Annotated in this window: 14 protein-coding genes; 1 reads left to right on the top strand and 13 read right to left on the bottom strand. The window is 40.1% G+C overall.

What is annotated here, in order from left to right:
- Positions 1–9: 9 nt before the first annotated feature.
- From pheT to ACE1EF_RS01310, 13 genes are all read right to left on the bottom strand, one after another.
- Positions 10–2475 carry a phenylalanine--tRNA ligase subunit beta gene (pheT, locus tag ACE1EF_RS01370; protein ID WP_375718807.1) on the bottom strand — a complete coding sequence of 822 codons (2466 nt, stop codon included), beginning with the start codon at positions 2473–2475 and terminating at the stop codon, positions 10–12.
- A gap of 1090 nt (positions 2476–3565) precedes the next feature.
- Positions 3566–7252: a phosphoribosylformylglycinamidine synthase gene (gene purL / locus ACE1EF_RS01365; protein ID WP_375718806.1), complete on the bottom strand. Its 3687-nt coding sequence runs from the start codon at positions 7250–7252 to the stop codon at positions 3566–3568.
- 170 nt (positions 7253–7422) lie between these two features.
- Positions 7423–9540, bottom strand: coding sequence for a PEGA domain-containing protein (locus ACE1EF_RS01360; RefSeq protein WP_375718805.1), 2118 nt, complete (start codon positions 9538–9540; stop codon positions 7423–7425).
- Between the two features lie 13 nt (positions 9541–9553).
- Positions 9554–11716, bottom strand: coding sequence for a protein kinase domain-containing protein (locus ACE1EF_RS01355; RefSeq protein ID WP_375718804.1), 2163 nt, complete (start codon positions 11714–11716; stop codon positions 9554–9556).
- On the bottom strand, positions 11716–12582 hold the full coding sequence (locus ACE1EF_RS01350) for a PP2C family protein-serine/threonine phosphatase (protein ID WP_375718803.1): 867 nt from the start codon (positions 12580–12582) through the stop codon (positions 11716–11718). The genes ACE1EF_RS01355 and ACE1EF_RS01350 overlap by 1 nt, the downstream gene beginning before the upstream one ends.
- A gap of 8 nt (positions 12583–12590) precedes the next feature.
- Positions 12591–13472: an FHA domain-containing protein gene (locus tag ACE1EF_RS01345; RefSeq protein WP_375718802.1), complete on the bottom strand. Its 882-nt coding sequence runs from the start codon at positions 13470–13472 to the stop codon at positions 12591–12593.
- Positions 13473–13588: 116 nt separating this feature from the next.
- Complete coding sequence (locus ACE1EF_RS01340; RefSeq protein ID WP_375718801.1) at positions 13589–14503, bottom strand: hypothetical protein; 915 nt, start codon at positions 14501–14503, stop codon at positions 13589–13591.
- 605 nt (positions 14504–15108) lie between these two features.
- Positions 15109–16317 (bottom strand): VWA domain-containing protein, encoded by a 1209-nt coding sequence (locus ACE1EF_RS01335; protein WP_375718800.1) that lies wholly within the window; start codon positions 16315–16317, stop codon positions 15109–15111.
- 467 nt (positions 16318–16784) lie between these two features.
- Complete coding sequence (locus ACE1EF_RS01330; RefSeq protein WP_375718799.1) at positions 16785–17093, bottom strand: PG0541 family transporter-associated protein; 309 nt, start codon at positions 17091–17093, stop codon at positions 16785–16787.
- 11 nt (positions 17094–17104) lie between these two features.
- A complete protein-coding gene (locus ACE1EF_RS01325) occupies positions 17105–20248 on the bottom strand; it encodes an efflux RND transporter permease subunit (protein WP_375718798.1) in 3144 nt (1047 codons plus the stop codon).
- A 24-nt stretch (positions 20249–20272) separates the two neighbouring features.
- Positions 20273–21364, bottom strand: coding sequence for an efflux RND transporter periplasmic adaptor subunit (locus ACE1EF_RS01320; protein ID WP_375718797.1), 1092 nt, complete (start codon positions 21362–21364; stop codon positions 20273–20275).
- 21 nt (positions 21365–21385) lie between these two features.
- Entirely contained in the window at positions 21386–22795 is a 1410-nt protein-coding gene (locus ACE1EF_RS01315) for a TolC family protein (RefSeq protein ID WP_375718796.1), read from the bottom strand.
- A 17-nt stretch (positions 22796–22812) separates the two neighbouring features.
- Complete coding sequence (locus ACE1EF_RS01310) at positions 22813–23430, bottom strand: TetR/AcrR family transcriptional regulator (protein WP_375718795.1); 618 nt, start codon at positions 23428–23430, stop codon at positions 22813–22815.
- A 392-nt stretch (positions 23431–23822) separates the two neighbouring features.
- Here ACE1EF_RS01310 and ACE1EF_RS01305 point away from each other — a divergent pair, with 392 nt between their 5' ends.
- Positions 23823–26336 (top strand): DUF3160 domain-containing protein, encoded by a 2514-nt coding sequence (locus ACE1EF_RS01305; RefSeq protein WP_375718794.1) that lies wholly within the window; start codon positions 23823–23825, stop codon positions 26334–26336.
- Positions 26337–26557: the final 221 nt, after the last annotated feature.

The raw sequence follows: 26557 nt of genomic DNA, 5'->3' as shown, positions 1-26557 counted from the left end.
GTTTGAAAATTATCGTAACTGTGCATCCAGCTGATGTTCGTAGGCTTTTATCAGACGGTGCATAATTTTATCTATATCTTTATCTTTCAATGTTTTGTTCTCATCCTGAAGAATAAAACTTACCGCGTACGATTTTTTACCGTTTGGCAAATTCTTTCCTTCATATACATCGAACAGGGACACTTCCTTTAACAAATTTGACTCTGTTTTATAGGCTATCTTTTCAACTTCCTCAAACCGTGTAGTTTTATCCAGTAACAGCGCCAGATCACGTCGTACTTCCTGGTATTTACTGATCTCTTTATAAGCTGTGGTTACCTCCTTTATTTCTTTCAGAACCACGTCCCAGTTGAAGTCGGCATAGTAAACTTCATTATCAATGTCAAACTGTTTCTGTAATTTTTTGGCCACCTTACCAAAATACACCAGCGTATCGCCTTTCCGGGTCAGATATGTCATGCCATAATCAAGCAAATCATCGTCTTCCACCTCGCCTCCAATCAATGAACCGGAATGAATACCCAATTTTTTCAATGCATTAAGCACATACGCTTTCAGGTCGTAGAAATCCATTTCTTTCTGAGCCTGATTCCATGTTTCTCTTGATCCGAAACCCGTAATAGCAAGCGCCAGATGCTGTACCTCGGAATATGCTGCCAAAGCAACGCCATCCTTTAAATCTTCTTTTTTATCAAAATAATAGCAGTTTCCGAATTCATACAGTTTCAGATCACTGTTTCTTCTGTTCTGATTATATACCACAGATTCAAGCACACCAAATAAGAGTGTCTGTCTCATGGCATTCAAATCTATGCTCAAAGGATTCAGTATCTCAACAAGATGCTCCGGCTTAAAGGTTTCCAGACCTTCATAATAAGACGCTTTGGTAAGCGAATTATTCATAATTTCGTAAAAACCCTGGGCTGAAAGTAAATCACCTACCATGTTTTTCACCCGATGATCATCAGGCTTTTTGGCATATGAAATGGTTGAGTGTACCGTATCGGATAATTCAACCTTGTTATAGCCATAGATCCTGAGGATATCCTCCATCACATCAGCTTCCCTCTGAACATCCACCCGATAGGTCGGCACTTCAAGTTTCAGAATATCACCTTTGTCTTCTGCTACCTTTATTTCAAGACTATTGAGGATATTCAGAATAATCTCTTTAGTCAGATTTTTATCTATGATTTTTTGTGTCCTGGACACCGAAAATTCCACCTCAAAAGGTTTTACCGGTTCAGGATAGATATCCACGACCTCAGAACTGATCTCACCACCGGCCACTTCCTTTATCAGCATGGCAGCCCGTTTCAGTGCATACACTGTTCCGGCCGGATCAATTCCCCGCTCAAAACGGAAAGAACTGTCGGTACTAATCTGATGTCGACGTGCGGTCTTACGCACCCAAACCGGATTAAAGTAGGCACTTTCAAGAAATATTTTAGTTGTGCTTTCGGTTACACCTGAATCCAGACCACCAAATACACCACCGATACACATTCCCTCCGTTTCATTACAGATCATCAGGTCCTGATCACTCATCTCACGATCCAGTTCATCGAGTGTTGTAAATTTTGTACCGTCTGCAAGTGTTCTGACCACTATTTTATTACCCGCAATTTTATCCCCGTCAAAGGCATGTAAAGGTTGTCCCAGTTCATGCAATACAAAGTTGGTCACATCAACCACATTGTTGATCGGGTTCATGCCGATAGAAACGAGGCGTTTCTTTAACCAGTCCGGAGATTCTTTAACGGTGAGACCCGAAATAGTTACGCCACTGTATCGAGGACACGCTTCATGATTCGCAACGCTAACATCCAGTGTATAATTTGTATTGTCGACCTTAAATCCATCCACAGATGGCCAGTTGACTTTAATATCTTTGCTTTCCTGTTGCAGATAGGCAGCCAGGTCACGCGCCACACCAATGTGCGAACCGGCATCTATACGGTTTGGCGTCAGATCAACCTCAATCATATAGTCTGATTCCACCTTGAAGTAATCGCTGGCCAAAGTTCCCGGAACCGCTTCGGGATCCAGTACCATGATGCCGTCGTGAGAACTGCCCAAACCGACTTCATCCTCTGCACAGATCATCCCTTCAGATACCTCACCCCGTATTTTTGCTTTCTTAATCGTAAAACTGTCATCACCCATAAAAAGGGTTGTACCAACCGTTGCAACAATCACCTTCTGCCCGGCAGCCACATTCGGTGCACCACATACAATGGGTAAAGGCTCACCTGTACCAACATTCACTGCAGTACGGCTTAATTTATCGGCATTGGGATGTTTTTCACAGGTCAGTACCTCACCAACCACAATACCTTTCAGTCCACCCTTCACAGATTCCACCTCTTCCACACTACCTACCTCCAGTCCGATATCGGTTAAAATACGGGATAATTTGTGAACGTCTAAATCTGTGTTGATGTAGCTTTTAAGCCAGTTATACGAAATATTCATAGTTCTTTTTTGTCCTTGTTTTCAAGATGTGCAAAAGTAATAAATTTAAAATTGATAACAATTCAATATATCTTTATTCTCATTGTAGAGACGCGATTAATCGCGTCTCTACAATGAGATACTGTCAAACCGGACAATGAAACAAACGCCCCTAAAAGATCGTTTTAATATTTCCAGCGAGGGCCTCACTCATAGTGAAACTCTCGTTAAACCCAAATTCTGTCGCTCCGCCGGAGCTCCGTTTAGATTGGGAATTCTTTTTCTACCATACTGTCGCCCGTACCGGGCTATATCTACACATCAGCTGATTTGAAATCGTGCTCATTTATCCACCCCATACCCTTTGGTTCCCTAAAGGGATCTCCCGATTTTTCTTACAAAAACTACATTTAAGAACGTTTAGACCGGATATTTAATTGGAGCCCCATAAGGGCGAAAGAAAAAACAACCGTCTCCAGACCTGCGGGCTGAATCCACCTCCTTTTTGCTTAAGATAAGCCTTCATTAATTCAGGATTCTTTCGCTCCGCCGGAGCTCCGTTTGGGCCGGGAATTCTTTTCTACCATATTGTCGCCCGTACCGGGCTATATCTACACATCAGCTGATTTGAAATCGTGCTCATTTATCCACCCCATACCCTTTGGTTCCCTAAAGGGATCTCCCGATTTTTCTTACAAAAACTACATTATAAGTTGTGCTTTTGAGATTAAATCTACATTTCAGATCGCTTTATTCAAATCTCATCAGGTATGACCCCGGATGGGGTCACATGTTTGTAGCATTCGTCGTTGCTACAAACATAGGACTCCGATGGGAGTCCAACCTTCGCTAAGTGAGCGAGTGACTTTGAGCCAAGCTAACGTTGAATTCAGGATTTCCCCTTTAGGGGCCAGGGGTGAGTGCAGCAAATGATATCTCGCGAAGTGAAAGTGCGATTAATGGATTTTCAACAATAAGAAAAATATTGTAGAGACGCGATTAATCGCGTCTCTACAATATCGACACATTCGTATCGGACAATAAAAAAGCGACCCGGTTGGATCGCTTTTTTATATCTTTAGCGAGGGTTTCGCTTTAAGTGAAGCCCTTGTTAATTCTGTTCTTCCACCCACTTTCTGGCGTTCACAAACGCTTCGAGCCAGGGTGTGTATGCATCGCCTTTTCGGTCAGCAGGATAATGCGCCCACTGCCACGGGAAGATGGCGCGTTCCAGATGTGGCATCATGGCCAGGTGACGGCCATTGTCAGAACAAACTGCTGCTGTGGCAAAATCAGAACCGTTTGGATTACCCGGATAATCATTGTATAAATATTTACCTGCAATGTTATAAGCATTCTCTGGTTTTGGCATGGCAAACTTACCTTCACCGTGTGCGACCCAAACACCAAGCTGACTTCCGGCCAATGTTTTCAGCATCACCGACTCATTGTTTTCTATCTTCATGGTCAGGAAGGAACTCTCAAATTTATGCGATATGTTGTGTTCCATTTTAGGTTTCACATCATGATCAGGATAAACTAATCCAAGCTCCATCATTAGCTGACAGCCATTACAGATTCCGAGACTAAGTGTATCCTTGCGTGCGTAGAATTTATCCAGTGCTTCCTTGGCTTTTGGATTATAAAGGAAAGCGCCGGCCCATCCTTTGGCTGATCCTAACACATCTGAGTTTGAGAATCCGCCGACAAAAACAATGAAGTTCACATCTTCCAGTGTTTCCCTTCCCGTGATGAGGTCTGTCATATGCACATCTTTCACATCAAAGCCTGCCAGATACATGGAATAGGCCATTTCACGGTCACCGTTGACACCTTTTTCCCTGATAATAGCAGCTTTAACACCAGACCGGTTGCGCCGGTTCGGATCAACACCAATGCTTTCAAATTTACCAGTAAATGATGCATCAAAATTAATTTCAAGCGGCTGCGTCTTGTAATTGTTAAAACGATCTGCAGCACACTTATCGCCACTCTGTTTGCGATCCAACAGGTAGGATGATTTATACCAGATATCACGCATATAATCAATGCCAAACTGATAGATTTCTCCATCTTTCTCAACCAGAACATGACGTTCATCTGTTGGTTTAGCAATTTCAGTAAACGCAATGCCGGCTTCATTTAAAATGTCATCTACTTTGTTTTTATCTGTAACCTGAACCAGAATTCCGGGGTTCTCTGCAAATAATATTTTTATCAGATCATCCTCATCTATCTCATCCAGGCTGACTTCAAGGCCACCTTCTGTGTTGGCAAAACACATTTCGAGTAAGGCTGTTATCATACCACCGGCAGAAATATCGTGTCCCGCAACGATCAACTCCTCTTCCACCAGTTTTTGAACTGCATTAAATGCTTTAATAAAATAATCGCTGTCCTTTACCGTCGGAACTTCTTTTCCGATACGGTTCAAAGCCTGAGCAAAAGCAGATCCACCCAGCTTAAATTTATCAAACGAAAAGTCTATGTAATACACCGGCTTTTCAGGATCGTTGCTGATGACAGGACTCACAACCTTTTTCACATCGCTGACCTCTCCTCCTGCTGAAATAATAACCGTTCCCGGTGACAATACTTTTTCGTCCCCGTATTTTTGGGTCATCGACATGGAATCTTTACCGGTTGGGACATTGATGCCCAAATCCACACAAAAGTCGCTGATAGCTTCTACTGCCTTATATAAGCGGGCATCTTCTCCCTCATTCTTACAGGGCCACATCCAGTTGGCACTCAGGCTTACACTCTTCAGATGATCTTTTAACGGAGCCCAAACAATGTTGGTCAACGATTCAGCTACAGCCAGTACAGAACCGGCAGCAGGATCTATCATTGCAGCTTGAGGCGCATGCCCTATCGAAGATGCGATTCCTGATTTACCCTTGTAGTCCAGAGCGACAACACCCAGATCGTTCAATGGCAACTGAATTTCACCGGCAGTCTGCTGTTTGGCAACTTTTCCGGTTACCGACCGGTCAACTTTATTGGTTAGCCAGTCTTTGCAGGCCACGCCTTCCAGCTGCAGCACCTGCTCAAGATATTCGTGTAAGTCCTTAATATTGTATTTTACATCATTGTAGGTCTCGTCAACAGTCACATCTTTCATGTAAGTGCGAGGTGGTTTACCAAACATATATTCCAGCTGAATATCAATTGGTTTTATACCATCGGCCTGTTTGAATATAAACATGTGATCGCCGGTTGCCTCACCAACAACGTACATCGGTGAGCGTTCACGTTCCGCAATTTTATAGACGTAATCAATGTTTTCGGTATTTAGGATCATTCCCATACGTTCCTGCGACTCGTTTCCAATTATTTCCTTGGCAGACAGGGTTGGATCACCAACAGGTAGTTTATCCATATTAATTACACCACCTGTTTCCTCCAGTAATTCCGAGAGGCTGTTCAGGTGTCCGCCGGCACCGTGATCGTGAATTGAAACGATCGGATTTTTTTCATCCTCACATAAGGCACGGATCACATTGGCAGCACGTTTCTGCATTTCAGGGTTAGCCCGTTGCACCGCGTTCAGCTCAACCGCATTGGCATAATGGCCTGTATCAACAGAAGATACAGCACCTCCTCCCATACCGATACGATAGTTGTCGCCGCCCAGCAATACCACTTTATCGCCCTTTTTCGGATGCCCTTTCAACGCATCGGCTTTTTTAGCATAGCCAACACCACCAGCCAGCATGATGACTTTATCGTAACCAAACTTTTTGGCGTTTTCGAAGTGTTCAAAGGTGAGCAATGAACCACAGATCAGTGGTTGCCCGAACTTATTACCAAAATCTGATGCACCGTTGGATGCCTTGATCAGAATTTGCTCCGGCGTTTGATAGAGCCAGGGTCTGGGCTCTGTGGCATCTTCCCAGTTCCGGCCTTCTTCGGTTCTGGCATAAGAAGTCATATAAACCGCAGTACCAGCTATTGGCAAACTACCGATTCCGCCACCTAAACGGTCCCGGATCTCACCTCCAGACCCCGTTGATGCGCCGTTGAATGGTTCAACTGTAGTAGGGAAGTTATGTGTTTCAGCCTTTATGGAAATAACACTTTCATAATCCTTTACGGCAAAAAAGTCAGGCTTATCCTGCGATTCCGGTGCAAACTGCTCGATAACAGGCCCTTCCAGAAAAGCTACATTATCTTTATATGCTGAAATGATAAAATTAGGATTCTCCTTTGATGTTCTCTTTATCAGCTGAAACAGGGAGCTATCCATTTCCTTTCCATCAATAATAAAGGTTCCGTTAAATATTTTATGACGGCAGTGTTCCGAGTTTACCTGCGAAAATCCGAAGACTTCACTGTCCGTCAGTTTTCGTCCGATATTTTTACTTACATCTTCCAGATACTCTATTTCGTCTGCACTCAAAGCCAATCCTTCCTGCTCGTTGTATGAGGTAATATCCTCGATATACACAATGGGATCAGGCTTTTTACTGATGGTAAAAATGGTTTGGTTCAACCCGTTATACATACGCTGCAACATCGGATCGTGTTCTGCATCCTCACTGCTTACCGGAAAGTATTCCTCAATCCGACCAATGCCTTCAATGCCCATGTTTTGGGTTATTTCAACCGCATTGGTACTCCACGGTGTAATCATCTCTTTACGTGGTCCTACATACCATCCGTTCATGGCATCAGTATCAACAAAAACGGCTCCTGAATAGAGCCATGACAATTTACTGATATTTTCCGCTGAGAGGGGATTACTAACTTCTGTAGCAATGATTTTTTTGTCGGGAGACTGAAAAAAGAGTATCATGATGTTCCTGTTTCTGCTTTGTGCCGCAAAAATACAAAAAGCAATCTTAATAACAGAGCTACAAAATTGAATTTATTAACAAACAATGACGAATCTCGGGGTAGCAAAGGTGGCTAAAAACAAAAAGTCCGCTTCAGTTTAAAGCGGACTTTTATCTCTATATGTTTAACTTAGAATTTATAAACTAATCCAATATTAGTCGTTTGATTCCTTGGATTATAATACCCGGTCATCTTCAGCTTTTCGTATCTTTTCTTCTCTGATGGTGTTGCCAGGGTACGAATCATATTTATGCCCCATACGCCAACTGCCGTATATAACATGATATCGGAGTATAATTTATAATCATCCGATTCCTGCATCAACCTGTCATGTTCCGCATAATCATTTTGAAGCATGGCTTCTGCAGCTTCATCCGACAGATCCATGGATTTCTCATTTGTAAAATAGGATCCGGCACCCAAACCATAAAACAGAAATCCTCCTATTGCTGACGATTCCCCACGGGTTAAATAAGATCTCCCGGCACCAGGCCAGATCATCGTAAGCAATACAGCCGTTCCCTTGCTTCTGTAATGCAAAGGTTCCATCAGGTATTCAAATTTCTGATCCGCTTTTTCCACCGTAATTTTATCCTCAATTGTTTTAAAGCCCTTTGCCTTAAGCTTTAGGTCATATGCTCCGCCCATTAATACAGTCTTCTCGTTGGAGTTGAACTTCAAGGTACTGTCGAGCAAAACGGTTCCTTTCTTGGGTTTTGATATAACGGTAATGCTACACATTTTTGAGGGCAGATCGATCTGTTCAACCTGACCGTTTTCTTTCACGGTAATTACTTTTTCAAAATCATTAAAGTATTTACTGTTTTTAAACGCAAGCTTGTGTTCTCCCTGTGCCAGAGGAAGTGACACGCTTCCGTTACCCACCATTTCATCTCCAATCCATATTTCAGCATCCGCCGAGTTTGTTAAAATATTTACCTTACATCCAGGCATTAAATCAACATGATAATTCAGTGTATCTGTTGCTGCAAAATCAATGTCAAATGTTTCATCGGCAAAATCGTCCTTTTTAATAATGAACTGATGCTTTCCTTCCAGTCCTTTTAACAAAAGTGGTGTGCTTCCTGAAAGAGCACCATCCATATACACTTTGGCGTCTTCAGGATTTGAAGAGACAAGAAACCCCTGTTCCAGAACCACATTAATGCTGTCTGCAGTATTCTTTTTAAATACTACCTCTTTTCGGATAACGGGATATTCTTCTTTTTCAATTTGAATTTCATGTTTTCCGGGGTCCATATCTACAAGAAACTTAGGACTCAATCCCACATATTCTCCATCCAGGTAAATTTTTGCTTTTGCCGGTTCCGTTACAACAATAAAACCACTTTTTAATTCCTCCCCAATATAATTTGTTTTATTCTTTACTACCTCAATATTTTTTTCAAGCGTCAGATAGCCATCCTTTACCAGTCTAAGAGTATGGTCTCCAACCCCAACTGAATCCAGTATCATGGATGAAAAACCGACCATCTTTCCATCCAGATAAACTTCAGCCAGTGAAGGATTTGTAGTTATTGAAATCTTTCCGAATACCTGTTGCAGCTGAAAAAACTCACGATAAGCTTTTCCTTCCTCTACCTCAATAACTTTAACCTGCGGGTCAAAACTTTCCTTACGCACTTCAATAACATGTGATCCGGTGGACAAGCGTCCGTTGTACATTTTTGTGCCCTCAAAATTATCATCAATATATATGTCCGCTTCCGGATTTGCCAGGATACTAATGGTTCCGTAACCGGCTGTCAATTCAGCAAAAGCTTTAGCGAGTTCGCTATTCCCGACACTGACATTTACAACAGCATCGTTATAATTTTCTTTTTTTACCACAAATCTGTAATCTCCCGGTGAAATATCCTTTAAAGCCAATGGTGTTTTACCCAGCAACTTTTCTCCGATATACACTGATGATTCAGTTGGCATGCTGCTAATCAAAAGGTTTCCTGATGTCTGTGGCTTATTTTCGAATACTCTTGTCACCTGATTTGCTGTTACCACAACGGTATCTCGGAATGAAAAAAGCGGAGAGAACTTTATTTCAATCGCATATTCTCCCGTTTCCATTTCCTCATTATACGGAGTAAACAATCCTGTTTCCCTGCCGTTTATTATTACCGGCAAATAACTTGAGTCGCTGTCAATTATTAATGTCCCTGTTTCCTGTGCTGACACAAACTGCAATCCACTAAGAATAAAAAGGAATAAACTAATTGTATAAATTCTCATTGTTATTAATTTTTTATTTCCGTTCATACCTTAATAAAACGCGGAAACCTGTTGTCCAGTCTTTTTTATCAGGATCCCAACTCTCGGCATAGTTTAATTCACACTGGTTAGACGGACTCACATAACTTCCGCCTTTTACACTGCCATCCGCGCACATCTCTGCTACGTTTCCCGACATATCGTACAGACCAAAAGCATTCGGATTTTTCTGACCAACAGGCTTGGTAGATGCCATATTGGTATTTCCTTCATACCATCCAAAATCTCCGAGTGTATTGCTGCCACTGTACTTAAATGAACCATTGGCTCTTGCCGCAAAACTCCACTCATCGACTGTAGGCAGCCGAAAATCCATAGAAGTCTGTAATTTTAATTTCGTCAGAAAGTTCAGAATATCGAACTTGCTGACATTTTCCACCGGGTTATCCTGTCCTTTGTTTACGCTTGGATTATTTCCCATAATGCTTTGCCAAAGCTTCTGGGTAACTTCATATTTGCCCACATAATAATTCCCGTTGGGTCCCTTTATCAACACTAGCGGTATTCCCATATTATTGAGCATAGAAAGCTGATCGTTGCTCAATATAGTTCTTTGTTCTGCTTTCCGTCTGGCATCCGCTTCGCTTTTCTGCCGCTCTGTTTCAGCAGCTTCCTGTCTGGCTTTCTCTTCTGCCGCTAGTTTTAAACGGTTCGCTTCTTCGTCTTGTCTTGCCTTCTCCGCCAGTTCATTTCTTATCTTAGCAGCTTCTTCATCTTTAATTTTCTTAATTTCCTCAGCACTCAGAGCCGGTATATTGTCTTTACCTTGCTCTGCAGTTTTATCTGTACCAGCAGGATCTGAATTCTGTACAACAGGTTGTTCTGCTGTTGAAGCAGGTATTACATTGGCAGCTGATACTTCGGTCTGCTTTTCCTTTTCATCCAGAGCCTTTGCGATCAGTTCCTTTTCAGGAGTTTTGGTTTCGTTTTTTTTTGATGTACTCACTGATTCAGGCAGAACTCCGGGTATTCCGGCAAAATACAAATATGCTGCAGCCCCGATTAAAACCGCAACCACAACAGAAACCGGCAAAACCCATTTTCTTCTTTTCCTGTGCGAGAAATCATCTTTATACTCACCACCGCTTATCACCTGACTTTCGTCCCCGGCTATTTTAAGTGTAGCAAAATTCTCAGGGTGAGTTTCTTTCTTTCCTTTTTGTTTCTTCTTAGAACCGGCCGGATTTCCTTTATAGTCTTTGTTTTTAAGCGCCTCAACCAAGACTGAGCAATCCTGAATACGTTCATCAGGATCTTTGATTAAACAATCCAGTATTAGGCGGTTAAGCCACATTGGAATACTTTTCTCATGGTATTTGGGTTCCTTTGGACGCTCATTCAGCAAACTATGAACTGTCGTCAGGGGATTAGAACTATGAAATGGCACCTTCCCCGTCAAACATTCATAAATCATTACCCCCAGGCTGTAAATATCCGCCCTGTGATCCACTTCCACCTTACCGGTTGCCTGTTCAGGACTCATATATTCAGGTGTCCCAACAACTGTTCCCGCCTGACTTAAACGTGTTTCCCCACGAACAAAAACGATTCCGAAATCTGTTAATACGGGCTTTTGTTTGGTGACAATAACGTTTGCGGTTTTAATGTCACGGTGAACCAGATTTTTACTGTGCAAATATCCCAATGCTTCGGCCAGCGGAACTATATACCGTATGGTTTGAGCAACAGAAAGCTTTCCACCTTTTCGAATGATATCCCTTAATGTTTCACCCTCAAGGTATTCCATCGCCATATAATGAACCGTACCGATTGAGCCGACATCATAAATTTTAACGATGTTATCATGATTTAAGGATGCACCAACCCTTGCTTCCCTTAAAAACCGGTCAACAAATTCCTTTTCATGGATTAAATTCTGATGTATAACTTTTAATGCAACAGGACGTTGGAGGTTTTTTTGGTTAGCTTTAAAAACAACAGCCATTCCACCTGATCCGACAACACCACTAATTTCATATGTTTCTCCAAGCACCTGTTTTACAAGCGTATCCGGTTGACTATCTGCGACAAAAGATAGTGTATCCGAAGAAATAATGCTACCACAATGCCGACACTTGATAGCGTTCTTTCGTATCAGCTCATCACAAAACGGACACCGTTTAGTTTCTTCAGTCATTAGCTATTCTTCTTGTTGAAAATCCGTTTTAACAGGCCATTCCTGTTAGCTGCAGATTCATCTGCAGGCAAACTGAATTCTCTTAGTTTCAATTCCTTTATATTCTTTACACCAACTCTGACCAAAACCACCGAAATATTGTCATCGCTCCCCATTTCATAGGCATATGCTACCAGACTTTTCGCAGACTCATCCAGGTTCTTTCTTCCCATTATAAAGTTTTTAAACAGGTTAACATTGGTGTTTATCCTGTCTGTCAGCAACCCGTCTGAGCACAATAAAAAACCTTCGCCCTCATTTAATTTCAGGCAGTTTGCCCCTACAGGAAATAAGTCCGGCTTTTCCATGCCTCCATCAATACACTTTGTCAGAATATGTGAATAGTTATCCAGAATTCCCTTAGGCAACTTTTCACCTTTGGCATTCATATAATCCTGAACATAAGAGTGATCTGTTGTCAGTTGTTTATTCTCGCTGCCATTAAAATAATAGATTCTGCTGTCACCTATAGATGCCCATACATAGTTGTTGTTGTGAACCAGAAGACAAACAATGGTTGTTCCCATGCCATTTAGATTACGGTCACGGGAAATCTCATCATTAATAGCAACATGAGCCTTTTCAATTGCCTTATCCAGATGATCCTTCAGATTTGTTTCATCCAGTATGATGTTTTTATCATCAAAATGATTAATTAAGGCATTAACTGCCACAGAACTGGCTAATTCACCCCCGTTGGCACCACCCATTCCATCAGCCACAGCAAAAATCCAGGTTTGATCATTCAGCCTTTCAGCAGCTATAAAATCCTGATTATACTCTCTGCGACCATGGAAAGTATATGTAGAAAATTCAATATTATACATTCAAACAGTTATAAAATATATTGAAATTCCACTTCGCCGGTTTTAATGGTTGAATTTGGTTTAATTTCAACCTCCTCATCCGGCTGTAACTGCACTCCATCAACAATTGTCAAATTTGTCTTACTTATATTTTTAACCTTTAACGTATTATTTGATTCAATTAATTCAGCCTGCTTTCTTGAAATGGTTTTTTCCATCAGTCTGATATGGGCATATCCCCGTTCTCCTTTTATATCTTCCCGTCCAATGGTTACAATATTGCCTTCCGGTGTAGGATAGCCTGCTATTTTAAACACTTTACCTTCATCGGTTCCCGATATTATTTTCAATTCGCCCGGTATAAACTTTAACGTTTTAGGATCACCGGCAGCTGATAGTTTGATTGTCTGAAAATCTTCATCTATATCAGCAGGTTCTCCTTTGGCTTTGGAACCACCCGGTTTCCGGAATAAGAGGACGAGAATTAAGGCAATAATAATGATCACTCCAACAATCAGAATGATCATAAGCGTATTTCCACCGGACTTCTCATCAGGAACAGTTGCAGCAGCAGGTAAGGTCAGGTTGGTTCTGCCCTGTTCACTGATAAACGGCTCACCTGTATCCGGTTCTATATAAACGATACCTGTAATTTCGTATTTGTAATTCGTTTCAGGGGATACCTGTGCGGTATTGATTTGAATGGTAAATCCATAGTCTCCCTCAACAAGGTAGTGTGAGGTAGTATTTTCCTTACCGGGAACCCAACGTGTAACAAGTCCCTTTATGGTAACCACTTCACCTTTATATTTGGAAGGATTCTCCTTTATGTCTTTTATGGTAGCTATTTCAGCATGCATTATGCTTACAATCATGCTGACTACCATTATAAGTAAAGTACGTTTCATCATTTGGTTTATTAAGTTAATAATTAACGGATTAAATGAATATTTTTATGATTGCCTTAATTTCAAACATTAATTCTTTGAAAACCTGATTATTCAAACAGGAAACATTATTTAAAAACTTACAGTTTTGCAAGGTCGTCACCGACCACCAGTTTCAATAATTTCGATGTGTGGTCCTTGCTGTTATCGTTAACTATGAAGTATAAAGCATTATTAATTTCGCTGTAAGTCATTTTATAGGGACGAAGAATATTTTCCAGCAATACTTCGTTTTCACCTGTAAACATATTGATTCTTCCAAGTAAGTTATAATCGTATTTGGTGTAATAGATAAAATTCTCTGTAACCAGCAATCCGGTAACACCATTAATAAAGCTTACCGACCATGTACTGCGCTCCTGTGTTTTAGCAATTCCTCCGGCATTAGAAAACCAAATAAAATCGTTGCCATAATCAAAGCTCAGCACTTCCCCGTGTCCGTCAAGTTCACGGTCATACTCAAGATAATCGGGAGCCTTGTATTTTATCAGCGGATTACGTTCGTTATCCTTTATGATTGCACCTACATAAATATTTCCATCCTTGTCAGTATCAATATCAAAAGGCTCAGCCAGGCTATCCGTAATAAGACTCAGGCTTTTATCAGCAAAGCAATACCTGAACAATTTCGCATTATCAGGGACTCCTTCTGACTCTATCGCGGAGATGAACATGCAACTGTCGTTTACAATCAGTCCAAATGGTTTAAACGCAGAACTGTACACGAGTCTTGATTCCTTCGTTCCTTCATCAAAAGCCATGATTTTGTAAGCTTCGTTTTCTTCTTTTTCATCACTATTCTTAACAGAATAAAATATTGAGTGCCCTGAAACATAAATATCTTCAGGTTCCAGCAGGTTATTTAATACCGTATCCAATGTAATGCTGAGATCACTGTTAATAACCAGTTCACCAATATTTTGCTCACGCGAATTTGGATTCCCGCAACTTATTAAAAGCACCAGGACAAACAGAAAGTAAGCATATTTATACATATCATTAATTTTGTGTGTTTATAATAAACTGCTTAAATATTTTAAAATTTAACCAATCAGAAATAATCAATTCTCTACCTAATATGTTATAAACTATTCTAAATCAAACAATAACATTCATCTGTTGCCTACAGCACAAAATCATCATCAATACAGGTGAAATTTGTATAAATTTAACAAATTAACATTTATAAACAAATTTTTCTTTTAAATTGAATGAATGCACATCTTCCTGAAATTAAACTGATAGTTTTAAGAATTTCATATCATATTTATTACACACACATAATCAAATACTTATAAAAGACATTATTGTTTAACTGCTAAACCAAAGCTAGGAAAGAATTCGGAAAATACCCCCTGAATATGCAATGCGGTGACCAGGTAATAAAAGATCATATCGGGCCAAGTACCCAGCAATGAACAGTGTTTATTTTATGAACTGAATGAAATGAACAGTTCATCTTAGAAGTGAGTAATAAGCAGAATTAATTCAAAAAAGAAGCGCTCCCCGTCATCCTACCGGTTCGCGCTTCATTAAAATATTCAAACAAAAAACAGATTTTTAAGTGCAGAAACACTTAACTGAATTGAACGAAGTAATATTATTCCAAGTATTTATTTATTAATCTTACCATAAGATGATTGAGATATTCAACCTCGTATTCACCAACCGTAGCTTCCAGATGCTCCCCACCAATACCGCTGTCGTTTGTTATAAATACGTAAGTACCATTAGTAGCAATAGCCATATAACGCATCAGAAACTCCGTCTCTTTATCAATACCACTTGCCGTTATGGGTATTATTTTTATCCCTTTAGCCGCAGCAGCAATAACCAGTTCATTCATTTCTCTCATCACATTTGATTCATGATGCGGAGGAGCATCAAGCAGCAGGAAAAGCAATCTTGATTTCACACCTGAAGACCACTGTAGGTTGCGGACAGCTTTATCCAGTGCTGAATGAACAGCCTCAGGATAATCTCCTCCACCATCGGCGGACTGTGCTTTAATGAAATTGACTGTTGTTAAAACATCCGTAGTAAACGGACTTTGTCTGGTAATATATTCATCTCCTTCGTCACGATAAAATACACTCCCTGTATTAATGACTGCATCAGCATTTGTCTCCCGGACACTATCGATTACATCTACAAGTTCAACTTTAAGGTATTCAAGTTCATCAGACATTGAACCTGTTGCATCAACAACAAAGGCGATATCAATTTTTGATCCCGTAATTGTGTTGGGATAATTGTTCAGCACGATCTCATTTATACCTTCAGAATACTTTATAATATGATTAATGGTAGTGCCGGCAACTTTAATCTTCATTTCTGTTATTGCTGCAGCAGATTCCGAAAGGCCGGGCCAAAGTTCTGCCATTCCCAGGTTATCAGTTTTAGTTTGCCAAATCACATTATCATTTTCATCTAAAAGCTGAACCGTTTCATTAATGACCGGATTACCGGATGCCGTTTTTATTTCTGAACTGATCCTGGTACTGATGTTGTATTCCCAGTATTCCGGCATTCCTTTATAGTCCTCATTCTGTCCCAGGTTGACCCAAAAAGTCCAGTTCGAAAGATCGTTCCATTCACCTGCTGTAATCTGGCCGGCAGCAATATCAACCTGAGATGAATCACCATTACCGGAACCATCAGAAACAGTTCCTCCGGAAATACCATCAGCAAGATATGCAGATTCAGAGCCTGTTTTATCATCCATTAAACCATCCCCGGTCATATCATCGCAGGCATTAAAAGCAAATATTAATACTACAAACAGGCTTAAGACATTGTATTTTCTCATATTGTTAAAATTAATCCATGTTTATATCTAAGAGGTCCTGAAATGAAAAATGGTTGCCTGAGGATGAAAAAATTTTCAGTTTTACTGGTTTTTTATAATCTCAACAACCTAAGCGGAAATTTACACAAGCAAATAAAAAAGCCCCGGAAGGAGATCCGGGGCTCAAGTCCAAAGCTTTTTTGTATTATTCTGTACCTATTAATAATCCAAAAAAATGTCAGTTTTCTGTATTAAACTATATGGTGTATGATTTATCCATATCCTTTTTCCAGTATCATTTTACCGGAACAAAAATAGAGTGAGATCAAACAAAATATTATAATAAAACCAACGTACACTAGTATAAATTTGACTTTGCTGCTATTTTTTCAATTGAGGATTGAAAAACAGGGGTACCATAAAAAAGCAGCTGCACGAATACAGCTGCTTATTCTGGTTCTACTTATACGTATTTTATCGGTTTTTGGTTATACTGTATGGGTTATATCCCAGACGAATGCACGAATACCCACATCCTTATTCACATTATCCAGTCTGACAACATTATCCAAAAGACTGCTCACTTTACTTTCGTCGACAATTGTCAGTACTGAACTGTTTATTTCAGGCCATGTATGGGTTCCCATATGTGGGTTTCCATCTACAGAACCTCTCCCCATAACATTTTCCCATTGGGTATAACCTCTTATTCCCATTCTGTCAAGCATATATTCCACTTTTTCCGTCAATGCCTGGTTGAAAGTTATAAAAACGGCTTTTAAAGCTGGTTTGTCCATTTTATTGTGTTTTAATTTGAACTTTTAATAGGTGTTTCCATGAATTTATAACGCTCCCGTACCTTCTTCAACCGGTCGCGTTCACCGCGTTTAGAAAACAGAGCATACATTACAGGGACCATGATCATCGTAATTATGGTTGAAAACACCAGGCCACCGATAACCGAAATACCCATCGGGCTCCATATTTCAGATCCCTCACCACGGCTTAGTGCCATTGGGGTCATACCGAGTATTGTTGTTAACGCGGTCATCAATACCGGACGCAACCTTGACTTTCCGGAAATGACGATAGCTTCGTATAATTCATATCCGCGATCCCTCATCAGATCAATAAAGTCGACGAGCACGATGGCGTTCTTAACCACAATACCAATTAAGAGCACAGCACCAAGCAAGGCGATTACACTTAAGTTTGTATGGGTCAGAAACAATATCAGAAATACACCGGAGAATGAAAACGGTATGGAAATCATAATGATTACAGGCAGTTTAAACGATTCAAACTGACTGGCCATCACAATATAAACCAATGCTAAACTCAGTAACATCAGAAGAAGCAGATCACTGAATGATTCTTCCTGGTCTTCATATGCACCACCAACTTCTACCATAACTCCCTGTGGAGTATCAACTGTCTTGAGTACCTCCTTGATAGAGTTTGCCAATGCACCCAACGATGTTTTATAAGGAATGGCTGAGACCGTAACGATACGTTCTTTTCTTTTATGCTCGATATTCGGAGGTGTCAGTTCCTCTTTAATACTGGCAATCTCTTCCAGTCGAACAGATTTTCCGGTCGGCGTTGTAATGGATATGTTTTTCACATCAGAAAGTGAATTTCTGTACTCTTCCTTGAACTTAACAATCACATCATATTCGTCACCAAATTCTCTGAATCTTGTTGCTGTCAATCCCTCAATCCTGTTCCTTAAGGCAGCAGATACAGTTGCAGTGGTTAAACCATGCTGTGCCATTTTATCCCTGTCAAGATGAACCTGAAGTTCAGGTTTGAAATCATCCCTGCTGATCTGCACTTCACGTGCACCGGGAATCTGTTCAATTTTATCCTGAATCTTTTTGGCAAAAGCAGTGGTTTTATCCATGTCATAACCATAAACTCCCACTTCAACATTGTTGTTGCCTCCGAATGACATATTATTGCTTGTTGAAACAGAATACTCGACAAGGCCGGGCAGAGTGCCCAGATACTGACGTATAATTTCTGCAATGTCAAATACAGACCGGTTTCTTTCTTCGGGTTTAACAAGACGCAGATTGTAGTTAATGATATTACTTCCGGTAGTCTGAAACAACGCCTGTAATCCGGCTGAAGCATCAGAACCATTTGATCTTGATATCAGCTGAATTTCAGGGAATGTGTCTGACAGATAACTATCAATTTTCTCACCCAGCTTTACAGCTTCATCTGTACGCGTTCCAACCTGCATATGGGCTTCTATGGTAATGCTGCTATTATCTGTTTCCGGTAAAAACTCGCCACCAACCTGGAATACAAGTAATACTGAACTAATAAGAATGACCACGGAAAGAATGACCACCAGTAACTTGTGATGAATGGCCCACTTCAATGTCTTTTCATAAAAGTTATCCATCCAGTCAAGGAAAGGCTCAATAAACCGCTGATGCAAGGTCCGCTTTTTCTTTTTCTGTTCCTCTGAACGCAAACGCAGTAATTTGGACGATAACATTGGCGTTAATGAGATTGCTGCAATGGTAGAGGTTACAACCGTGATGGTTACTATCCATCCCAACTGGCGGAAGAACGTTCCTGTTAATCCTCCCAACATGGTCAACGGGAAGAACACCGCCACAACAGTCAGTGTAGTCACGATTACCGCAAGCCAAACTTCATTTGTTGCATAGATAGCGGCCTCTCTTGGCGTTGCACCACGTTCAATATGCTTGGTTATGTTTTCAAGTACAACAATCGCATCATCCACAACCATACCTATGGCTATGGACAGTGAAGAAAGGGAAATTATGTTGATTGAGTTACCCGTATTTGCCAGGTAAATAAATGCAACAATAAGAGATATCGGTATTGTTAGGACCACAATAAATGTTGCCCGCCATCTTCCCAGGAAGAAAAGAACAACCAGTACCACGAAAAGCAGGGCATACATGAAAGTTTCCGAAAGATTGGATATTGAATCGGATATAAATTCCGATGAATCAAATATTGTTTCAATTTTCACATCCGGAGGTAAATTCTGTTTTGCCTCTTCTATCTGCGCTTTAACCTGGGTCGCAATATTTACAGTGTTGGCTCCACTCTGTTTCATTACAAACATACGTGCTGCCTTGTGCCCGTTAACGGTTTCAGATGCATTGATATCCTTGGATGAGTCACGTACAGCGGCTACATCCTTTAAATATATGGACTGACCGTTAACATTTCCGATAACGATGTTTCTGATATCCTCACTTCGTTCAAACTCACCTTCAACACGGATGGGATAGTCGATCTCCCCCATCTCAATATTACCGGCCGGAGTGTTAACGTTTTCCATCCGAAGCATATTACCAATCTGTTCAACAGAGAGGTTGTATGCATCCAGTTTGTGCGGATCGACCTCGACCGTGATTTCACGACCCGGTAAGCCGGCCAGACCAACGTTACCAATTCCGTCAATCCTGTTTAAGGGATTGATTACTTTTTCATCCATGATCTTCTCCAGTCCATCAAAGCTTTCATCGGCAGTAACAGAATAGAAAAGGATCGGCATCATCGCCGTATTAAACTTATAAATCGTTGGGTCTTCTGCGTCCTCGGGCAGAAAACGCTCTATAAACGACAAAGAGTTACGGATGTCATTTGCAGCTTCATCAAGGTTCTTGCCGAATTCAAACTCAACCATTACAACGGACATATTATCCCTTGATGTTGACGTAATTTCCTTAATATCGCTGATTGAACTCAAAGCATCCTCGATGGGTTTGGTAATATTTGTCTCAATATCCGCAGCATTTGCACCGCTGTAGGTCGTAAAGACCGTTATGGCGGGAAACTCCATCTCCGGATAAAAATCCACCGGCAGCTTGACCAGCGAATAGAGGCCAAAGATGATCACACCTACAAATATCAGTAATGTAGTGATCGGCCTTTTAACTGCACTAGAATATATACTCATGATAAATTTCTTTATTCGGTTTTATTAGTCAACGATATTTACTTTGTACTTGTCCATAAGGTTTCCCTGCCCTGACACGATCAGTTGAACGCCAGGCATAATTTCGTCGGCTATCACTTCAATTTTATCATTAAAGCGTTTTCCTGTTTTTACTTTAATTTTATGTGCCACACCTTTATCTGCAATAAAAACATACTTGTCATTGGTTCCTTCCTGTTGCAACACAGCTATTGATGGTACCACAATTGTGTTGTATGTTCCCAGATCAAGGCTGACTCTGGAAAACATTCCCGGACGAAGTTTTTCTCCTTTATTATTAAGCTTAATCTCTACTTTAAACGTTCTTGACATCGGATCGAGAGTAGGATAAATTCTGAATACCTGTCCTGCAAACTTCTTCTCAGGATAGATGTCAAGTCTGACATCAGCATTCATACCTTCATAAATATCAGGAAAGTATGTCTCTGATACATTAACAATAGCTTTCAACGGATCAATCTGCATCAGAGAAACAATAGCAGCTTTACCGGCCTGGGTATTCGGAGCTCCTGAATACATCTCTCCGTTTTCAAAATACTTTCCGGTAACCACACCGTTAATCGGTGATACCAACCGGGTATTTTCTTCCAGAAATTCAACATTTGATTTGGTAACATCATACTGTGTTTTCACCTGATCAAATTGCTGTTCGCTCACACTGTTCGTTTCTTTCAACGCTTTTAAACGCTCATAATTGACTTTGGCATTTTCAAGCTGAATTCTGGCCTGCATCAATTGCGTTTTATCCATCTCAGCAATCAGATCACCTTTTTTAACATGATCACCAACTTCCACATAAATTTTTTGAATTCTGCCTGGCGATGCTGAAGCAAAATGCACTTCCTCGAATGCTGCGAGTGTAGCGGTGTAATCAATCGTTTTATCAAGTGTATCAACAGCAAGTTTCATTACCCTTACATTATAGGTCTTATCCTTTGGAGCAACAACCTCTGCATTGTCATCATTCTTTTTTATCTCTGTGTTTCCTTCAGATTTCTCCTCTTTCTTTTCACCGGGTTTACATGCCGATGTCACAAAAACACCGCTAAGAAGCAGTAAATAAAGTAGCTTTTTCATTTTATATCTGATTTTTATGTTTTACAAATTATTATTGAGTTTATCCAGAGCCAGTTTTGCCTGTAACATCGACATCACAGACTGGATATAATTACTTTCAGCCTCAAGATAGGTTGAGTTGGATTGTGTGAGTTCCAGACTGGAAATGACACCCTCATTATATTTACGATTGTATGTATCGTAAACACGTTTGGCCACTTCAACATTCTCCTTTTGCAGATTATAATTTTCAATAGCAGTCTTAAGATTATATTTCAGCTGTTCGGATTGCATGTTCAACTGATCTTCCAGCATTGCTTTACTGTTTCTTACCTTATCCAACTGTATTTCAGCTTTCTGCACCTTTGTCTGACGGTTCCAGGAAGTAAACAGTGGCAGATTCAGACTAAATCCAATGGTATGAGGCGGGTTTATATCGAAATCTGTTGTGATTATTTTTGCATTGTAGGTGTAAAATGCTGAAACGGTTGGCAGATAAGCACTTTTCTGCAACATTACCTGTTTCTCCTGAACATCTTCCTGACCTTTAAACAACTGGTAATCAATATTATTTTCAATTACAAAGGGCGAAAGTGTTGCTTTCACAACTTCCTCTCCATTGATGGCATCATCCAGTGTTGTTGTAAGGTTCAATGGTGTTCCCGGTTCAACCCCCAACTGAAATCGCAACATGTTGTAATTCATCTCCAGGTTACGTTCCATGGTCTTTAAGGAATTCTTTAACTGAACACTTGTTATTTTCAACTGATCTGCATCAATCTGTTCAGCCATTCCGGCATCAACCATGGCCTGTGTCTGACTGACTATCTTATCCATGTTGCCAATATTTTCCTTCAAAATACGAATTGATTCCTGTGTTATCAGCGTATTGTAATAAGAACTTATTATCAGATTCGTGACATCACTCTCGGTTTTATTATAACTTTTTTCCATGAGTTCCTTTGCCAGTTTGGCAGACTGAACACCAACCAGAAACTGTCCACTGAATATCAGCTGACTTACCTGTAACTTTGCACTGGCCTGATTTTTCATTGAAATCGTAGAATTCGCCATGCTTTGAATCTGCTGCGTAATATAATTATTGGCATCAATCGTTGAAAAGTTTGCATCAGGATAATTTGTTTGTGCTTGTTCACGTATGCTTTGTAATACTTCCGGCGATGTCGTACTACCTCCAAAAGTGAAAGCAAATTCATAATTAAAAAAGTTGGTGTAATCGAATGATGCACTTACCTGCGGTAATCCGGAAGAAATGGCTTCCCATACGGATTTTTTAGCCAGTTCCTTATCCAGTTCCGCATTCTGAACCGTTTTATTGTGTTCCAGTGCATAAGACTTAGCCTCGTCCAGCGATAAGTCCATTCTATCCTGAGCGGAAAGCCCCAGAACGGGCAACAGACTTAATGCAATTAATAGTTTAAGTGTACTCATCTTGTTAAATCGGATTTTTAGTTGTTATATGCTTTTAATTTCTCTTCTAAAACTTCCAGCCCCTTCGTAGTTGCAAGACTTCTGATATGCAACTCCATGATAGAAAGAAAAAAACCGGGACTGCGGATTTCATCTTCGGTAAAGATTTCTCTGTCGGTTATTGTTATAACCCGACTCAAATACAATTTGGCAACCAGTACCGGATTAACCTTATCCCGGTATAAACCTTCGCCTTTGCCTTTATTAATATTCGATATGATAGATTTGTATATTTCTTCCTTCTGAATTTCATAAAATTTTCTGAAGATTTCAGGATAATACTTTTTCAGATCATATTGCATGGAAGGATTATGATTCTTCATCATGTAATTTACCTTGTCATTAACCATCATAAGTATTTCAATGGCATTTTTGTCAGTCGGGTCACACAATTCATCCTGCTTATCCATCTGATTGTGCAGGTACTGTAAAACCTTTTCAACCAAATCCTCCTTGTTGGTAACATACTGATAAAGGGTTTTTTTAGAAATACCTAATTCACGCGAAACATCATCCATGGTTACACTTTTAATACCGTAACGCATGAAAAGATCCTTCACTTTATCAAGTATTATATTCAACTCGTCTTCGTTCATATGTCAAATTTTTGGCAAAGATAAACTAAAATAAACCCAGGAAACAAATTATACCCTAATAGTTTCCATAGTATTTATAGTTTTTAACATATTTTTTGTATCGTCGGTTTTTACATGAACAAAAGAGCGAAATAATTAACACTGCAACCAATAAATTTCAGCCAACATCCATTTTTTGTAGGTGAATGAGGACAATCATGGTTTGAAAGAAAATTTTCAGTCGTGTAAGAAATTTAATTCAGGATTAGCTGTGCATAGTTATTGAAATAATTCGATTAATCCAAACAAATTTCTTTACAGCCGTACAACCATTTGCATGAAATATAACTCTATGTTAATGTAATGACTGTGAGATAAATTCATAACTTTATAACACATTAAACTTCATGCAGATGAAATCAATCTTTACGTTACTTGCATCTTTGCTTCTGAGTGGTATTTTAAGCGCCCAGGTATTTGACCCTTACACCTATCATGCCTATCGTGAACAACATAAAAACCTTTCAAAAGAAGCATTATTTGAACTGTATCCCCAAAACGGAGAATTTTACTCTTCCGACATCGGACCCTTTGACATTGCCACCTCCTGTTATTTTGATTCGGTCGTTCAAAAATTTAATCTGACTGGCAGTGAGCTAGAATTATTAAAAAAGAATCATTTTGTTGTGACAGAACGTTTATCATATAATTCTGTTTTAGCCGGACTGGATCAGGTATATCATAACGATCTTCCGGTATTTATAACAAGCGATGTTTTGCTACACGCTCTGCACAATTCCTATGATAACATGCTTCAGGATATGGAGATCAATTATCTTGAACCTAAACTGAAAGAAGCACTGCGAAAAATGTATGAACAGTTTCTCTCAGATGCACCAGCGTACAATGCAGATCCCGAACTGAAACATACGGTTGGTGATGCAGAATTATATATTCTGATGGCCAGAGTGTTGCTGGACAGTAATCTTGTAGTTACACCAACATACTGTTCAGAAAATGAGTTTCATATTATTAAAAGATATATTTTTGAAGCAGGCTTTAAGTCCACACCACTGTTTACCTATAACAGCCGGAATATTGACTTCAGTCAGTTTATACCCCGTGGACATTACACCGATGGTCAGGAAGATTATTTCAGAAGTATGATGTGGTTGAGTTTCATCAATATTTTCCTGACTTTACCTCCCCAGGATTTTACCATGGACAGTACGGATGTTCAGCGAATGGCTTTGCTGTCAGCAATGGTTAATGAAGTTTTGTACAAATCCGGTGCCGACGAGCAACTAAATGAAATTGATGATATTATAAAATATTTTGTCGGAGAATCGGATAACCTTACACCACTGGAGTTTAAAAACGTAATGGATGAACTGAGCATTACATCTGTTTCAGATCTGGCGGATGATGCCACTCTTAAATCACTTCAGCAAAAACTCCTTTCCGAAGAGCAGTACGGACAAAAAATTCTTTCGGATATAATTATGACAAATCCGTTTACCTCAGAAACGGCAAAATTACCGGTGTCTTATAAATTATTCGGGCAGCGTTTTGTGATTGACTCCTATGTTCTGCATAATGTAACGTATGACCGTATCGTATATAACAACCAGAAGGTTTTACGTATGATGCCCGATCCGCTTGACGTATCTTTTTGCCTTGGTAACAACAACGCGATACATCTTCTGGGGAGTAATCTTGACAAATATCCCTACGGATCAGCCATTGACGCCATGCGGTATCTTTTTGATGCCTACGATGATACTTACTGGAGTGAATCTTTATATAACATCTGGCTCAAGTCAATAAAGGACCTGAGTGTGGCTGAAAACAACGATTATACACCGTTCTTTATGAAGACGGTAGCTTGGCAACATGAGAAACTTAACAGTCAGCTGGCTTCATGGTCGCAGCTCAGACACGACAACATTTTATATGCCAAGCAGTCATACACCGGTGGAATTACATGTTCATATCCATATGGTTATATCGAACCCTATCCGGCTTTTTATTTATCTCTGAAACAATTTGCATACGACGCTGCTCTTTTTCTGAGTGCCGATCGTTTAGGCACAGATAAGTATGAAACCTTCTGGACGGGCTTCGCGACAGTGGCCGATGAGCTCCTTAATATATCCCTGAAGGAAGTTAATGGAGAAGCCTTTTCAGAAGAGCAGGTACAATTTCTGCAACAGGCGCTCAGAGTTGTACAGTATGGTGTTTGCGGCGAACCTCCCACATATGATGGCTGGATGTTGAATTTATTCTGGAACGTGGACGAAGCTTCCCAGGAGGATTTTACCGTTGCAGATGTTCACACACAACCGACGGATGAATTGGGGAATATGGTAGGAAAAGTATTGCATACCGGTGTAGGAAGATTTAATATGGGCGTTTTCATTGCTCCGGCTCCGGCCAATGAATATAAGCCAACACTGTTTTGCGGTCCGGTAATATCGTATTACCAGTTTATCACGGATAATTTTGTACGTAAAAACGATAATGAATGGTCAGACATGATCTGGAGAAGCCAGGCGCCTGAAAGACCCGGATGGACCAATATTTATCTGGCTGACAGCGAAGGTAAAACCAAAGCATCGACGATGGAATTAAAAGGTACACAATTTACCGACACGGCCTATACTGTTGGAGGAACATCAGGATTTAATCCTTCAAACGAGGTAAAACCTGTTGTCTGGATAAATGGAAGCAATTTACACATAACGGGGTTCAATAATAATACCAATACTTCGGTCTCATTATTTGATACCGGCGGCAGGCTGGTTTTTAAAACGGTAACTGATAAAGGTATAATAAGTACTGATGGTTTTAACCGTTCTGTTCTGTTTTACAGAATTACCAACAACAATAAAACCTACAGTGGTAAGATAATACCGGTTAGCAATTAAACAGAGCCTTAAAATCGTTTAAGGATCATTTTGAAAAACTATTGGCATAACTTCATTCAATTGATTCCATAAGGTCACGGGGTGAATATTTATCCGGCATTCATCCTGTGCCTTTTTGTTTTAGGTTACAGGTGACGGGTTATGGGTTACAGGTTACGAATTACGGGTGACGGGTTTATATGTAAAATAGTGAGCCATTAGTCTTTATTAATGAGCCGTGA

This window comes from Quyinboa sediminis, assembly GCF_042219855.1.
Classification (GTDB): Bacteria; Bacteroidota; Bacteroidia; order Bacteroidales; family UBA5342; genus JBHJHP01.
This window is presented reverse-complemented; position numbering and strand designations above follow the sequence as displayed.